Source organism: Cellulomonas sp. P4_H12 (genome assembly GCF_056400905.1).
This window is the reverse complement of sequence record NZ_JBFUKJ010000008.1, coordinates 112,947-127,917: the sequence shown is the minus strand read 5'-3', so window position 1 is coordinate 127,917 and position 14,971 is coordinate 112,947. Positions and strand designations below refer to the sequence as shown.

General features: G+C 71.5%; 16 protein-coding genes. 1 reads left to right on the top strand and 15 read right to left on the bottom strand.

The features are described 5' to 3' along the window. Positions 1 to 1,870: alpha-xylosidase (gene yicI, locus AC1DQC_RS06525; protein WP_477050405.1), on the bottom strand; the 1,870-nt coding region annotated here is incomplete at its 3' end. Positions 1,871 to 2,034: 164 nt separating this feature from the next. Between yicI and AC1DQC_RS06520 the strand changes: the two genes are divergently transcribed. Continuing rightward, complete coding sequence (locus AC1DQC_RS06520) at positions 2,035 to 3,057, top strand: LacI family DNA-binding transcriptional regulator (protein ID WP_477050404.1); 1,023 nt, start codon at positions 2,035 to 2,037, stop codon at positions 3,055 to 3,057. A gap of 13 nt (positions 3,058 to 3,070) precedes the next feature. Here the strand turns inward: AC1DQC_RS06520 and AC1DQC_RS06515 are convergent, their stop codons facing one another. The 14 genes from AC1DQC_RS06515 to atpB form a co-directional block, all read right to left on the bottom strand. Then, on the bottom strand, positions 3,071 to 4,282 hold the full coding sequence (locus AC1DQC_RS06515) for an N-acetylglucosamine-6-phosphate deacetylase (RefSeq protein WP_477050403.1): 1,212 nt from the start codon (positions 4,280 to 4,282) through the stop codon (positions 3,071 to 3,073). Beyond that, positions 4,261 to 4,743 (bottom strand): hypothetical protein, encoded by a 483-nt coding sequence (locus AC1DQC_RS06510; protein ID WP_477050402.1) that lies wholly within the window; start codon positions 4,741 to 4,743, stop codon positions 4,261 to 4,263. Before AC1DQC_RS06510 ends, AC1DQC_RS06515 begins: the two co-directional genes overlap by 22 nt. Continuing rightward, on the bottom strand, positions 4,740 to 6,074 hold the full coding sequence (locus tag AC1DQC_RS06505; RefSeq protein ID WP_477050401.1) for a YndJ family transporter: 1,335 nt from the start codon (positions 6,072 to 6,074) through the stop codon (positions 4,740 to 4,742). The genes AC1DQC_RS06510 and AC1DQC_RS06505 overlap by 4 nt, the downstream gene beginning before the upstream one ends. Next, positions 6,071 to 6,718, bottom strand: a complete 648-nt coding sequence (locus AC1DQC_RS06500) for a TetR/AcrR family transcriptional regulator (RefSeq protein ID WP_477050400.1) — start codon at positions 6,716 to 6,718, stop codon at positions 6,071 to 6,073. Before AC1DQC_RS06500 ends, AC1DQC_RS06505 begins: the two co-directional genes overlap by 4 nt. 62 nt (positions 6,719 to 6,780) lie before the next feature. Further along, the gene (gene nucS, locus AC1DQC_RS06495) at positions 6,781 to 7,476 is read right to left on the bottom strand and encodes an endonuclease NucS (RefSeq protein ID WP_477050399.1); all 696 of its coding nucleotides are present in this window, start codon (positions 7,474 to 7,476) and stop codon (positions 6,781 to 6,783) included. A gap of 29 nt (positions 7,477 to 7,505) precedes the next feature. Beyond that, positions 7,506 to 7,883, bottom strand: coding sequence for a DUF2550 family protein (locus tag AC1DQC_RS06490; RefSeq protein ID WP_477050398.1), 378 nt, complete (start codon positions 7,881 to 7,883; stop codon positions 7,506 to 7,508). 42 nt (positions 7,884 to 7,925) lie between these two features. Continuing rightward, positions 7,926 to 8,216 carry a F0F1 ATP synthase subunit epsilon gene (locus tag AC1DQC_RS06485; RefSeq protein WP_477050397.1) on the bottom strand — a complete coding sequence of 97 codons (291 nt, stop codon included), beginning with the start codon at positions 8,214 to 8,216 and terminating at the stop codon, positions 7,926 to 7,928. A 70-nt stretch (positions 8,217 to 8,286) separates the two neighbouring features. After that, positions 8,287 to 9,774, bottom strand: coding sequence for a F0F1 ATP synthase subunit beta (atpD, locus tag AC1DQC_RS06480; RefSeq protein ID WP_477050396.1), 1,488 nt, complete (start codon positions 9,772 to 9,774; stop codon positions 8,287 to 8,289). Positions 9,775 to 9,787: 13 nt separating this feature from the next. After that, positions 9,788 to 10,681, bottom strand: a complete 894-nt coding sequence (locus tag AC1DQC_RS06475) for a F0F1 ATP synthase subunit gamma (RefSeq protein ID WP_477050395.1) — start codon at positions 10,679 to 10,681, stop codon at positions 9,788 to 9,790. 2 nt (positions 10,682 to 10,683) lie between these two features. Further along, positions 10,684 to 12,312, bottom strand: a complete 1,629-nt coding sequence (gene atpA, locus AC1DQC_RS06470; RefSeq protein WP_477050394.1) for a F0F1 ATP synthase subunit alpha — start codon at positions 12,310 to 12,312, stop codon at positions 10,684 to 10,686. A gap of 81 nt (positions 12,313 to 12,393) precedes the next feature. Further along, a complete protein-coding gene (locus AC1DQC_RS06465) occupies positions 12,394 to 13,206 on the bottom strand; it encodes a F0F1 ATP synthase subunit delta (protein WP_477050393.1) in 813 nt (270 codons plus the stop codon). Beyond that, positions 13,206 to 13,793: a F0F1 ATP synthase subunit B gene (locus tag AC1DQC_RS06460; RefSeq protein WP_477050392.1), complete on the bottom strand. Its 588-nt coding sequence runs from the start codon at positions 13,791 to 13,793 to the stop codon at positions 13,206 to 13,208. The genes AC1DQC_RS06465 and AC1DQC_RS06460 overlap by 1 nt, the downstream gene beginning before the upstream one ends. Beyond that, positions 13,790 to 13,999, bottom strand: a complete 210-nt coding sequence (gene atpE / locus AC1DQC_RS06455) for an ATP synthase F0 subunit C (RefSeq protein ID WP_370504580.1) — start codon at positions 13,997 to 13,999, stop codon at positions 13,790 to 13,792. Before atpE ends, AC1DQC_RS06460 begins: the two co-directional genes overlap by 4 nt. Before the next feature lie 82 nt (positions 14,000 to 14,081). Next, positions 14,082 to 14,804 carry a F0F1 ATP synthase subunit A gene (gene atpB / locus AC1DQC_RS06450; RefSeq protein WP_477050408.1) on the bottom strand — a complete coding sequence of 241 codons (723 nt, stop codon included), beginning with the start codon at positions 14,802 to 14,804 and terminating at the stop codon, positions 14,082 to 14,084. Positions 14,805 to 14,971: the final 167 nt, after the last annotated feature.

Sequence of the window (14,971 nt, the reverse complement as noted above, 5' to 3'; positions counted from 1 at the left end):
GGCGTATGCGGTCTCGTCGGCGGCTGCGTATGCCGAGCGCCTGACCCTCCTCGAGCCGCTGGGGACGCTCACGCTGCTGGCGTCGGTCCTCCTGCTCCTCCGGGCGCGGGGCACCGGCGCGTCGTGGTGGTGGCTGGCGGCCGGCGGCGGCCAGGTAGGGCATCAGGGACAGCTTGAGCCGGGTGAACGCCCGGGTGACCTCGACGGCTTCCTGGTCGAACGCCCACGGCACCCGGTAGGAGCTGGAGCCGTGCAGGCGGCTGTGCGAGGACAGCATCCCGAACGCCACCCACCGCTTGAACACCGCCGGGTCGGGGGTGCCCTCGAACCCGCCGATGTCGTGGCTCCAGAACCCGAACCCCGAGGCGGCCAGGGACAGGCCGCCGCGCAGGGACTCGGCCATGGACACGAACGTGGACTCACAGTCCCCACCCCAGTGCACCGGGAACTGCTGCCCACCCGCCGTGGCCGACCGGGCGAACAGCACCGCCTCCCCCTCACCCCGCTCGGCGACAAGCAGGTCGAACACGGCCCGGTTGTACAGGTGGGTGTAGTAGTTGTGCATCCGCGCCGGGTCCGACCCGTCATGCCACACCACGTCGGTGGGGATCCGCTCGCCGAAATCCGTCTTGAACGCATCCACCCCCTGAGCCAGCAGCCGGCGCAGGTGCCCCTGGAACCAGGCCACCGCGGCCGGGTTGGTGAAGTCCACCAGGCCCATGCCGGCCTGCCACTGGTCGGTCTGCCAGATCGACCCGTCCGCCCGCCTGACCAGGAACCCACCCGCGCGGCCCTCCTCGAACAGGGCGGAGCGTTGCGCGATGTAGGGGTTGATCCACACGCACACCTGCAACCCCTTGGCGTGCAACCGGGCCAGCATGCCCTCGGGGTCGGGGAACGTGGCCGGGTCCCAGGTGAAGTCGCTCCAGTGGAACGCCCGCATCCAGAAGCAGTCGAAATGGAACACACTCAACGGCAACCCACGCTCGGCCATGCCGTCCACGAACGAGGTCACCGTGGCCTCGTCGTAGTCCGTGGTGAACGACGTGGACAGCCACAACCCGTACGACCACGCCGGCGGCAACCCCGGGCGACCCGTCAGCGCCGTGTACCGGCGCAGCACCTCCTTGGGGGTCGGACCGTGGATCACGTAGTACTGCAGGCTCTGCCCCGGCACCGAGAACTGGGTGCGCGACACCGCCTCCGAACCCACCTCGAACGACACCCGCCCCGGGTGGTCCACGAACACCCCATAGCCGGCATCCGAGAGGTAGAACGGCACGTTCTTGTACGCCTGCTCACTGGAGGTGCCCCCGTCGGCGTTCCAGATGTCCACCGACTGCCCGTTCTTCACGAACGCCCCGAACCGCTCCCCCAACCCATACACGTGCTCACCCACCCCCAAGGCGAGCTGCTCGTGCACGAACGAATCACCCGCCGCATCGGTGACGATCCCCACCGACCGCGCCGACGACGACGTCAACACCCGACCATCCGCCTCGAAATCGACGTGCCACGGCCCGAGCGTCGCGATGCGCGCCGTGAGTCCGCCGGCCTGAAAGGTCGCGACGCCGCCGTTGGACCCCTGGGCCACCGTGACGTCCGCCGCGGCGTGGGCGACCTCGAAGGACGGACCTCGGGCGACGCTCCCCCGGTGGTGCTCGATGCGCACCCGGATCACGTCGTCCATCGGGCTGTCGAACGCCACCGTCACGAGCGCCGCGTCGAGCGTGTCCCCGCGCGAGATCACGGGCACGGACGACGCGTGCACGGTGAGCGTGTCGTCGCCGACGACGACGTCCACCACGGCGCGGGGGCGGAGGACCGTGACGCCCGGGAGGTGCCGCCAGTAGCCGTCCGTGAACCTCATCGGGCCGCCTTCGCGTGGAGGAGCGACCATCGAAGCGATTCGATGGTGAGAACACCGTAGATGTCGGCGTGAACCCTGTCCAGGAGACGGCCCGCCGGAGCAGCGTTTCGACGACCGTTCGACTCGCTAGGGTGGCTTCGGGAAGTCGACGAGGGGACGAGCGCGTGGTGACGATCGACGACGTGGCGCGGGCGGCCGGCGTCTCCGTGTCGACGGTGTCCTACACGTTCTCCGGCAAGCGCCCCATCTCCGCCGACACTCGCGCTCGCGTGGAGCGCGCCGTCAAGGACCTCGACTACCGACCGCACGCCGGTGCCCGCGCCCTGGCGTCGCAGCGCACCCAGGTGCTGGCGCTCATGGCCCCGCTGCGCGTCGACGTCAACGTCGGGGTCATCATGCAGTTCGTCACGGGCGTGGTCACGCGCGCGGGGTCGTACAAGCACGACGTCCTGCTCCTGACGCAGGACGACCACGACGGCATCGAGCGCGTCGCCGCGGGCTCGATGGTCGACGCCGTGATCATGATGGACGTCGAGGCCGAGGACCCGCGGCTCGCCATCCTCCGCCGGCAGCGGCAGCCTGCCGTCCTCATCGGCCTCCCCCGCGACGCCACCGGTTTCTCCTGCGTCGACCTGGACTTCGAGGCCGTCGGACGCACGGCCGTCGACCACCTGGCCGGGCTGGGGCACCGGCAGATCGCGCTCATCGGCTCCCCGCGGGCGGTGCTGAGCCGCGGGACGACGTATGCCGCCCGGCTCGTGCGCGGGTTCACGCAGGAGGCGACGCGGCTCCGCATCGACTCGGTGTTCGAGACCTGCGAGTCGTCGTACACCGGCGCGGTCGAGGCCGTCGACCAGGTTCTGGCGGCCCTGCCGGGCGTGACCGCGCTGATCGTGCACAACGAGGTCGCGCTGCCGGCCGTGCTCGAGACGCTGCGCGCCCGCGGCAAGGACGTGCCGGGCGACGTCTCCGTGGTCGCGGTCTGCCCGCAGGACGTGGCGCTCGGCCAGACCCAGCCGCTCACGGCCGTGGACATCCCCGCGCACACCATCGGCAGCGTCGCCGTCGACATGGCGATCGGCCGGCTCACCGGGAACGAGCCCGCCGAGACCCGCCTGCTCGCGCCGGTGCTCACGACGCGCACCAGCACCGCCGCGCCACGGAGAGAGGGCGCCGAGCTGCGGTGATCGGGCCCGAGCTCTAGACCCAGGCTCCGCCGCGCAGGACGCGGACGGGCCGCAGGTCGTCGTCGGTCACGACGAGGTCGGCACGGCGCCCCGCGGCGAGGGCCCCGAGGTCCCGCCGACCCAGGACGTCGGCCGGCGTGGTCGCGGCGGCGAGCACGGCGTCCTCCAGCGGGATGCCCGCGGCGACGACGTTGCGCACGACGTCGAGCAGGTGGGCGACCCCTCCGGCGATCGCGCCGGGCCGGCCACTCTCCTCCACGACGCGCGCGACGCCGCCCGCGACCGACACCTCCATGGGGCCGAGCCGGTACGCGCCGTCGGGCATGCCCGCGGCCGCCATCGCGTCGGTGACGAGCGCGATCGATCCGGGACCCACCAGGTCGAAGACCGAGCGAACCGTCCCGTCGGCCAGGTGCGTCCCGTCGGCCACGAGCTCCACCACCAGCTCCCCTCGGGCGGCGGCCGCGAGGCACGCGGCGATCGGTCCGGGGTCGCGGTGGTGCAGGGGGCGCATGCCGTTGAACAGGTGCGTGGCGGTGAGCCGACCGTTGCGGCGCGCGGCCAGCAGGTCGAACCCGCGGTCGACTGCCTCGTCCACCTGCTCCGCCGACGCGTCGGTGTGCCCGATCGACGGCACGGCGCCGACGTCGACCAGGGCCTCGATGGCCTGCTCGGCGCCGGGCACCTCGGGTGCCACGGTCATGGTCACCAGGTGCCCGCCGGCGGCCCCGGCGATCCGCCGGACCAGCGCGGCGTCGCCCGTCTGCATGTCCGCGGGGTTCTGCGCGCCGCAGCGGTCCGCCGACAGGAACGGCCCCTCGAGGTGGATGCCGACGATCTCACCGGCGTCCGCCAGGCCGGCGAGCAGGGCCGCGCGCTCGAGCAGGACGTCCGCCGGGGCGGTGACCAGCGATGCCACCAGGCTCGTGGTGCCGTGCCGGCGGTGCTCGTCCACCGCACGCCGGGCGTCGTCGGCGTCGACCGCGTCCGGGAAGCTCGAGCCGCCGCCCCCGTGGCAGTGCAGGTCCACCAGCCCCGGCAGGATCGTCATGCCGCTCGGCTCCGGGGCCGACCACCCGGGCGGCAGGCGGTCGACGGGGCCGACCCAGACGAGGGTGGCGCCGTCGACGACCACGACCCCGTCGTCGATCACGCCCCGAGGGGTGACGAGCCGACCGCGCAGGACGAGGGAGGTGTCGGTGCTCACGGGCCAATCCTTCCCCATGGCAGCGATGCTCCTTGCGCGTCGGACCACGATTCCCGCCTCAGGTGCACCCGACCGGTCCACCACCGCGCCACGCCGGCGCCGATCGCTCCCTCGGCAGCGGCGACCAGCGCGAACCAGGGGATGGCGCCCACGAGGTTCAGCGTCGCGAAGAGGGTGACGGACAGGGCCGCGCCGACCACCGCGAAGGCCGTGACGTGCACCCACTCGCGGGACGACCGCTGGAGCAGGTTCGCGAGCAGGAGGCCGGCCGGTATGCCGACCACGGCGACCGGGACGCACGCCACCATGAGGGCCACGAAGAGCAGGTAGATCCCGGAGGTCATCTCGCCCGACGACTCGGCGCCGCCGACGAGCAGCGCCACGACGACCGCCGTGGCATTGACCGCCGCGAGCACGGCCAGGCAGCGCAGGCACAGCGCGGTGATCGCGCCGCCGCCCCGGACGCCCGGGGCGCTCACGACACGCCCCGGAGCTGCCGGATGCCGGCCAACCGACGGGCCCCCCGCGCGAGCACCCGCAGGTAGAGCCGTTGCGCGACCACCGTGAGGGGCCCGGCGAGCCGCACCCACCACCGGTCAGGCACCGAGAAGGCCGTGACGACGAACCACAGGTCTCCCGCCTCGTCGCGCTCCACGGTGAACGCCTCCTCGCCGCGGAACGGATGCCCGGGCAGGGTGCCGTACCCGAACCCCACGCGGTCCGGCCCGCGCTCGACCCAGACCACCTCGCACGGCACCGACAAGGACGCGGGACCGATCCCGGGACGGCTCACGACCCGCAGTCCTGGCATCGCCTCCGGACCGTCCGGGAGCACCTCGACGAGCGCCGCCTCGTGCACCCGCCAGCGCAGCAGGGCGTCGCCGAGCGCGGCCAGGTCGTCGGGCGTCGCGCCCGGCATCAGCAGGTGACGCACGCGCAGGTGCCGGTAGCCGGCCGGCAGCGGACCGACCCGGGTGGCGCCGACCTGGCTGTACGTCAGCCCGGTCCTCTCGGGAGGGGCCGGGAGGAGCCGCAGCCCGAGCAGCGTGCACAGGACGAAGCCGAGCGCGTTGCCGAGGCCATGCGTCGCGGCCATCCACGACAGGCTCGGGTGCGGCAGGCCGCTCGCCTCCCCGACCGCCCACCACAGCGCGAGGAGCATCGACACGACGACGGTCGCCGCGCCGACCCGCAGGAGCGCCCGGGCCGCGACCGACCCGGCGAGCCCGACCGTGGCGGCGGCGGCACACCAGAGACCGGTCGTGAGGACCAGGGCGCCCAGAAGCTCGGCGACGTCTGAGATGAAGTAGCCCGCCAGCACGAGGAGCACGCCGAGGGGGACGGTCGTCGCCGCGAGGCGCGTCAACGGCGAGGCCGTCGCGTGCGCCACGAGTCCCACCACGAGGCACGCGCCGAACCCCGCGAACAGCATGTGCGGGACGGTCAGCGCCAGGTAGTCGCCCGAGAACCCCAGCAGCCCCCAGCCCGCCCGCTCGGCCACCAGCGCGAGGGCCCCGACCAGCGGAGTGGCCAGCGCGACCGCCGTCGTCAGCAGGCGGACGCGCAGGGCGCACGCCGCCAGGAGAGCCGACGCGAGAGCGAACGGCACCGCGAGGACCGCTGCGCGCACGCCCACGGGGAGCCAGACGCTCGCCGCCGCGAGGAGCCCGACCGAGGGCCACAGCAGCGACCGCGACCGTGGCACCGTGCGGTCCCCCAGCAGCCGCAGACCGAGCGGCAGGACGACGACGGCACCGAGCCCGACGACCGCCCGGACCGCGTCCGCGGCGGCCGGCGTCAGCTCGCTCACGCGCGCACCGCCCGCACGAGCGCCAGGACGTCCTCCGACGCACCGCGCAGGACCGGCAGCCGGGACAGCCGCACCAGCCGGCCGATCAGGGGCGCGACCCCCTCCACCAGCGTCCGAGTCCGACGCTGACCCGGCGATCCGTCGTAGACCCAGAAGAGCGTCACGCCGAGCTGCGCGAGCCACAACAGCTCGGGCAGCTCGGCGCGCAGGCTGGTGGGCACCGCGGGGGACGCGCCCTCGACGAGCTCCCGGAACACCGCCTGGCTCAGCTCCCGGGACTCGGCCGACTCGGCGGAGAACGGGCTCGCCGCAGACCCCGGCCGGATGGCGACCGTGACGAACTCCGCGCCGAACGCGTGGTACTCGGCGAAGGCGTCGACCGCCGCGAGCATCACGCCCCGCAGCCGGGTCGTCAGGTCGCCGCCCTCGGCCAGCACCCGCCGGGCGCGGACGGCCTGCTCCCGCGTGACGTCGAGGTAGAGCTCCTGGACCAGGTGGTCCTTGGAGGCGAAGTGGTAGTACGCGTTGCCGGTGGCGACGCCGGCCTCCTGCGCGATCGCCCGCATGGTCGTCGCCGCATAGCCGCGCTCACGGAACAGCCGGAGGGCCGTGGCCCGCACGAGTGCTTTGGTGTCCTCGCTCATGCAGTCATTTGAACACGTTCAACTGAACACGTTCAAGAGTCCGGCGGTGTGACGTGGGACGGCTAGAAGAGGCGGGAGCCGGAGTCGTCGACGCCCTTCATGGCGTCGTAGTCGAGGACCAGGCAGCCGATGCCGCGGTCCGTGGCCAGCACGCGCGCCTGGGGCTTGATCTCCTGCGCGGCGAAGACGCCGCGGACCGGCGCGAGGTGGGGGTCGCGGTTGAGCAGCTCGAGGTAGCGGGTGAGCTGCTCCACACCGTCGATGTCGCCGCGCCGCTTGATCTCGACGGCCACCGTGCCGCCGGACGGGTCCTTGGCAAGGATGTCGACCGGGCCGATGGCCGTCGGGTACTCCCGGCGGACCAGGGTGTGGCCGGTGCCGAGCAGGATGATCTGTGCGGCGAGCAGCTCCTGCAGGTGGGCCTCGACGCCGTCCTTCACCAGCCCGGGGTCGACGCCCAGCTCGTGCGCCGAGTCGTGCTGCACGTCGTACAGCTCGATCTCGAGGCGGTCGTCCGACTTCTGGTGCTGCACGGTCCACACCTGGGTGACGCCGGCCGCCCGGGCCTCGTCGGACGGCTCCGACACCGCGAGCGTGCACGGCGGGCTCATCCAGTTGAGGGGCTTGTACGAGCCGCCGTCGGAGTGCAGCAGCACGCTGCCGTCGGACTTCACGACCAGCAGGCGCGTGGCCAGCGGGAGGTGGGCGTTGAGGCGACCGCTGTAGCGCGCGGAGCAGGACGCGACGACGAGGCGCATCGGATCTCTTCCGGAGTGGGGGGTGGAGCTCAGATGACCGAGCCGACGCGCGAGGGCGTCGCCTCGATCCACGACGTGAGGCCGGCGTACGCCTCGGCGCTCATGAGCAGCTGGACCGTCTCGGTGGACGACCCCGGGCGGCACGTCACGACGACCTGCCCGGCGCCGTGCTCGCGCCGCTCCACCACCGTGAGGCCCAGGCGCTGCCAGCGCGCCCGCGGACGGGTGGCGAGCGACCGGTACCGCCACCAGTAGAGCCGGTCCGTGCCGTACTGCGCGACGCCCGACGACCAGGGCCCGTCGGCGGTGCGGCCGACTGCGCAGTGGAACGACCCGACCCGGCGGTTGAGCGTGTGCACCCGGGAGACCCAGAGTGCGGCGACGGCGAGCAGCAGGACGACGACCACACACCCGAGTGTGACGACGACCCCGCTCACCGTGGCGACGACCTAGTGCGCGGCCGGCGTCGCGGGGCGTGCGCCCTCGACGACGTCCTCGGCGACGACGGTCAGGTGGTTCGAGTCGAAGGACAGGAACCCGCCCTCGACCTGCCAGCGCTTCGGCTGGGCGCCCTGCGTGGGGAACACGCGGAGCTCGCCCGGCTGCAGCACGGACAGCACGGGCTCGTGACCGGCCAGGATGCCGATGTCACCCTCGCCCGCCTTGGCCGAGACCATGTAGGCAGTTCCGGACCACAGCTTGCCGGCGGTCGCGACGATCTCGACCTCGAACTCTGCCACGAGACCCTCCTTCGATGATGTGCGGGACTGCGCGGGGCGCCGTCAGCGACGGCGCCCCGCGGGGGCGTGCTCAGACGCCGTAGTCCTTCTGGATGCGGGCCCAGTTGCGCTCGAGGTCCTCGAGGCCACCGATGTTGAAGAACGCCTGCTCGGCGATGTGGTCGAACTCGCCGTCAGCGATCTTGCCGAAGGCCTCGACCGTCTCGCTGAGCGGCACCGTCGAACCGACGACACCCGTGAACTTCTCGGCCATGTACGTGTTCTGCGAGAGGAACTGCTGGATGCGGCGGGCGCGTGCGACGACCGTCTTGTCCTCCTCCGACAGCTCGTCGACACCGAGGATCGCGATGATGTCCTGGAGCTCCTTGTTGCGCTGCAGGATCGACTTCACGCGGGTCGCGGCGTCGTAGTGCGCCTGGCCGACGTAGCGCGGGTCGAGGATCCGGCTGGTGGAGGTGAGCGGGTCCACGGCGGGGTACAGACCGCGCGACGCGATCTCGCGGGACAGCTCGGTCGTCGCGTCGAGGTGCGCGAACGTCGTGGCCGGCGCGGGGTCGGTGTAGTCGTCGGCGGGCACGTAGATCGCCTGCAGCGAGGTGATCGAGTGACCGCGCGTCGAGGTGATGCGCTCCTGGAGGATGCCCATCTCGTCGGCGAGGTTCGGCTGGTAGCCGACCGCGGACGGCATGCGGCCGAGCAGCGTCGACACCTCGGAACCGGCCTGCGTGAACCGGAAGATGTTGTCGATGAAGAGCAGCACGTCCTGCTTCTGCACGTCGCGGAAGTACTCCGCCATCGTCAGGGCGGACAGGGCGACCCGCAGGCGGGTGCCCGGCGGCTCGTCCATCTGGCCGAAGACGAGCGCCGTCTTGTCGAAGACGCCGGCCTCCTCCATCTCGACGATGAGGTCGTTGCCCTCACGGGTGCGCTCGCCGACACCGGCGAACACCGACACACCACCGTGGTTGAGCGCGACGCGCTGGATCATCTCCTGGATGAGGACCGTCTTGCCGACGCCCGCACCGCCGAAGAGGCCGATCTTCCCGCCGAGCACGTACGGCGTCAGCAGGTCGATGACCTTGATGCCGGTCTCGAACATCTGGGTCTTCGACTCCAGCTGGTCGAAGGCCGGGGGCTTGCGGTGGATGGGCCAGCGCTCGGTGATCTCGAGCTTCTCGCCCTCCTTGAGGTTGAGCACCTCGCCGATGACGTTGAAGACGTGGCCCTTGGTGATGTCGCCGACGGGCACGGAGATCGCCTCGCCGGTGTCGCGCACGAGCGCGCCGCGGACCAGGCCGTCGGTCGGCTTGAGCGCGATGGCGCGGATGAGCGAGTCGCCGAGGTGCTGGGCGACCTCGAGGGTCATCGTCGTCGCGCCCTCGGCCTCGCCCTCGCCCTGCGCCGACAGGTCGATGTCGACCTGGAGCGCGTTGTAGATCTCGGGGATCTGGTCGGACGGGAACTCGATGTCGACGACGGGGCCGATGACCCGCGCGACCCGACCCACGCCGGGGCCGGACGCGTGCTCGACGGCCGCTTCGGTGGTGGTAGCAGTCATGGTTTCTCCAGTGTTAGGAGGCGAGCGCGTCGGCGCCCGACACGATCTCGCTGATCTCTTGGGTGATCTCGGCCTGGCGGGCCTGGTTGGCGAGCCGGGTGTACATGCGCACCAGGTCCTCGGCGTTCTCGGTCGCGGTGTGCATCGCCCGCTGGCGGGCGGCGAGCTCGGAGGCCGCGGCCTGCAGGAGGCAGGTGTAGATGCGGCTGCGCACGTACATCGGGAGCAGCGCGTCCAGCACGGCCTCCGGCGACGGCTCGAACTCGTACAGCGGCGGCACCTCGTTCTCGTCGCGCGCCTCGACGCCCTCGACGATCTCGAGCGGGAGCAGCCGGATCACGCGCGGCGTCTGCGACACCATGTTCTTGAAGTTCGTGAACACGACGTGCAGCTCCGAGACGCCGCCCTCGTCCACCGGTGCCTGGAACGCCGCGAGCAGCGTCTGCGCGATCTCGGTGGCGGTCTCGACCGACGGCGCGTCCGAGTTGCCCGACCACTGCTCCGCGAGCTCACGCCCGCGGAACGCGTAGTACGAGATGGCGCGGCGACCGACGGCGTAGACCACCGGCTCCTTGCCCGCCTCGGTGAGGCGACCGATGAGGCGCTCGGCCTCGCGGATCGCGCTCGCCGAGTAGGCGCCGGCCATGCCGCGGTCCGACGTGACGACGAGGACCGCGACCCGGTTGGTGTCCGTCCGCTCGGTGACGAGCGGGTGGGTCACGTTGGAGTGCGTGGCCACGGCCGACACCGCACGGGTCAGCGCCCGGGAGTACGGCGTCGCCGCCGTCACCCGGTCCCGCGCCTTGCCGATGCGCGAGGCAGCGATGAGCTCCATCGCGCGGAAGATCTTCTTCAGCGACTGTGTCGACCGGATCCGCTGCCGGTAGACGCGCTGCTGACCTGCCACGGTCAGCCCTTCTTCTGCCGGACGATCTGCTCCTGCTCGACCTCGACCTCGGCGCCGTCGTCGACGGAGCCGACCAGCGTCGAGCCGTCACCCACGAGGAACCCGTTGCGGAACTCGTCGATCGCGTCGCCGAGAGCCTTCTCGGTGTCGTCCTCGAGCTTGCCGGACGACGCGATGGTCGACAGGACCTCGGTGTTGCGGCGCAGGTGGTCGAGCAGCTCGGTCTCGAACCGGCGGACGTCGGCCAGCGGGACGTCGTCCAGCTTGCCCTTCGTGCCGGCCCAGATCGACGCGACCTGGTCCTCGACCGGGTACGGCGAGTACTGCGCCTGCTTGAGCAGCTCCATCAGGCGGGCGCCACGGGTCAGCTGCGCGCGCGACGCCGCGTCGAGGTCGGACGCGAACATCGCGAACGCCTCCAGGGAGCGGAACTGCGCGAGGTCCAGCTTCAGCGTGCCGGAGACCTTCTTCATCGCCTTGACCTGCGCGGCACCACCGACGCGGGACACCGAGATGCCGACGTCGACGGCCGGGCGCTGGTCCGCGTTGAACAGGTCCGACTGCAGGAAGATCTGGCCGTCGGTGATGGAGATGACGTTGGTCGGGATGTAAGCCGACACGTCGTTGGCCTTGGTCTCGATGACCGGCAGACCCGTCATCGAGCCGCCGCCCAGCTCGTCGGAGAGCTTGGCGCAACGCTCGAGCAGACGGGAGTGCAGGTAGAAGACGTCGCCGGGGTACGCCTCGCGGCCCGGCGGGCGGCGGAGCAGCAACGACACGGCGCGGTAGGCCTCGGCCTGCTTGGACAGGTCGTCGAAGACGATGAGGACGTGCTTGCCCTGGTACATCCAGTGCTGGCCGATGGCCGAGCCGGTGTAGGGCGCGAGGTACTTGAAGCCGGCCGGGTCGGACGCGGGCGCCGCGACGATGGTCGTGTACTCGAGCGCGCCGGCCTCCTCCAGGGCGCCGCGGACGGCGGCGATGGTGGAGCCCTTCTGGCCGATGGCGACGTAGATGCAGCGGACCTGCTGCTTCGGGTCGCCCGTCTCCCAGTTGGCCTTCTGGTTGATGATCGTGTCGATCGCGATGGCTGTCTTGCCGGTCTGGCGGTCGCCGATGATGAGCTGGCGCTGGCCGCGGCCGATCGGGATCATCGCGTCGATGGCCTTGAGGCCGGTCTGCAGCGGCTCGTCGACCGACTTGCGGTGCATGACGCCGGGGGCCTGCAGCTCGAGGGCGCGGCGGCCCTCGGTCTTCAGCTCGCCCAGGCCGTCGATCGGCTGGCCCAGCGGGTCGACGACGCGGCCGAGGTACCCGTCACCGATCGGGACGGAGAGGACCTCGCCCGTGCGGCGGACCTCCTGGCCCTCCTCGATGCCGGTGAACTCGCCCAGGACGACGACGCCGATCTCGCGGACGTCGAGGTTGAGCGCGAGGCCGAGCGTGCCGTCCTCGAAGCGGAGCAGCTCGTTGGCCATCGCGCCGGGCAGGCCCTCGACCTGCGCGATGCCGTCGGCGGTCAGCGTCACGCGACCGACCTCTTCGGAGACCACACCGGTCGGCTCGTAGGACTTCACGAAGCTGTCCAGCGCGGCCCGGATCTCGTCCGGCCGGATCGTCAGCTCAGCCATTGCTCTTCTCCTGTCGTGACCGCCGGTCGGGCGGTCGAAGTGTCGTGCACGTCGTTCAAGGGACCGGCCTGGGGCCGATACTCAGCTGGCAAGTCGTCGTCGTGCGTCGGCGAGCCTGGCGAGCACGGTCGAGTCGACCACGTCCGCGCCCACCTGGATGCGCAGTCCCCCGAGGATCTCGGGGTCCACGGTCACGTTGAGCTGCAGGTCCTGCCCGTATGCCTGCTGCAGGATGCCGCCCAGACGTTCCAGCTGGGCGGGCGAGAGCTCGCTGCCCGAGGTCACGGACGCCACGAGGCGCTGACGACGGGCGGCCGCGAGGTCGGCCACGTGACCGAGCGTCGCGACGAAGCGGCGACCCCGGGGGGCCTGTGCCGCGCGCCGCGCCACCGCGAGGGTGGCGTCGGCGACCTTGCCCTCGAGGAAGCCGGACGCGAGGTCCGCGCGCTTGTCGCCCGGGACCCGGGGGTCGAAGAGCGCCTGGCGCACCTCGCGCTGGCCGACGAGCGACCGCGTGATGCGGAACAGCTCGTCCTCGACCCGCTCGAGCTCGCCCTTGGCCTGCGCCGACACGAGCAGGGCGTCGAAGCCCAGCTGCTCGATGGCATCGACCAGGTCCTCCGCCGACGACCAGTGCGCCTGCGCGAGGAAGGTCACCACGTCGACGACCCGCTTGTCGCACCGCGCGAGCACGCCCGCCACGAGACCGGCCTTGGCGCCCGGCTCGATGGACTGGTCCGACAGGGTCCGCCGCAGCGAGCCCGAGGAGTCCAGCGCGTCCACGACGGCGAACAGCTGCTCGCCGAGCGTGATCGCCTCCGCGCCCGCCGCGGCCAGGACCGGCTCGAACCGGACCTGTGCCGCGGACAGGGACGCCAGACTCGTGCCGCGCATCAGTTCTCCTTGCTCGCGCTCGTGGCGGCGGTGGACGCCTCGAGCTCGGCCAGGAAGCGGTCGACCACGCGCGACTGCCGCGCGGCGTCCTCGAGCGACTCGCCGACGATCTTGGAGGCGAGGTCGGTGGCGAGAGCGCCCACGTCGGCACGCAGCGAGACCGCCGCCTGCTGACGCTCGGCCTCGATCTGGCGCTGGGCCGTCTCGAGGGTGCGGGCGGCCTCGGACGCAGCCTTGGCCTTGAGCTCGGTGACGATGGCACCGCCCTCGGCGCGGGCGGCCTCCTTGATGCGGGCGGCCTCCGTGCGCGCGTCGGCGAGCTGCTGCTCGTACTCCGCGCGCAGGGCGGCGGCCTCGGCCTGAGCGGCCTCGGCGTGCTGGATCCCGCCCTCGATCTTCTCCGCGCGCTCGTCGAGGATCGCCTGGAACTTGGGCAAGGCGTACTTGATGAACACGAGGCCGATGATCACCACGATGACCAGGGACCAGACGATGTCGTAGGTCTCTGGCAGGAGGGGGTTGATGTCCTCCGTGTCGGTGGCCGCCACCACGCTCTGCGCGGCAGCGGCGAGCTGCGCGGCGATCACTTCAAGAAGAACGGCGTGGCGATGGCGAGCAGCGCGAGGATCTCGATGAACGCCAGACCGATGAACATGGTGGAGCGGAGCTGGCCGGACATCTCAGGCTGACGCGCCATGCCCTCGATCGTCTTGCCGAACAGGATGCCGAGGCCGATGCCGGGGCCGATGGCCGCGAGACCGTAGCCGACGAGGGCGAGACCGGTGATTTCCACTGGATCTGGTTCCTTTCATCTGCGCGCCGCTCGGCGCGTCCGTTGCGGGCGACGGACCCGGGATCAGGCCGTCGCGGGTCGATCAGTGCTCTTCGACGGTCGCCATCTGGAGGTAGACGGCCGTGAGGATGGCGAAGACGTACGCCTGCAGCGCCGCGACGAAGACCTCGAGCAGGAAGAACCCGAAGCCGGCGACGAAGGTCACGGCGCCGAACAGCTTGAGCCCGGCCGACGCCTCGAAGAGCAGGAAGGACGTCGCCGCGAAGCAGAGCGCCAGCAGCAGGTGGCCGGCGAGCATGTTGGCCAGGAGTCGGATGACCAGCGTGGCGGGCCGCAGGATGAAGACCTGCAGGGCCTCGACCGGGGTCAGCAGGATGTAGATCGGCCACGGGACGCCCGGCGGGAACAGGCTGTGCTTCAGGTAGCCGCCGACGCCGAACTTCTTGACGCCCTGGTACTGGTACATCACGTAGACCCACAGCGCGAAGATGATCGGCAGCCCGATCACCGAGGTGCCCGCGATGTTGAGGAACGGGATGACGCCGGTGATGTTGAAGGCGAAGACGGCGAAGAAGATCGTCGTGATCATCGGGACGTACTTCTTGCCCTCCTTCTCACCCAGGATCTCGTACGCGATCGAGTTCCGGCAGAAGTCGAGGCCCATCTCGAGGACGCTCTGGAACCGGCTGGGGATCAGCTTCGCGCGCTTGGCGCCGATGACGAAGAGCAGCAGGAGCGCGATGACGGCGATGAACCGGACCAGGATGATCCGGTTGATCTCGAACGGTGTGCCCTCGAACCAGATGGCCGGCGGGAAGAAGTCGATGAGCGAGGGGGCGTGGAAGCCCCCGCTGCCGTCTTCTTCCGCGGCGAGCGGCAGGATCGTCGCAAGGCTGAACAGGGCGGTCTCCTGTGGTCGTGGGCGCCGAGTGCCGCCTCAGTGCGGGCACGAGCACGGCGTCGGGCCGTCTT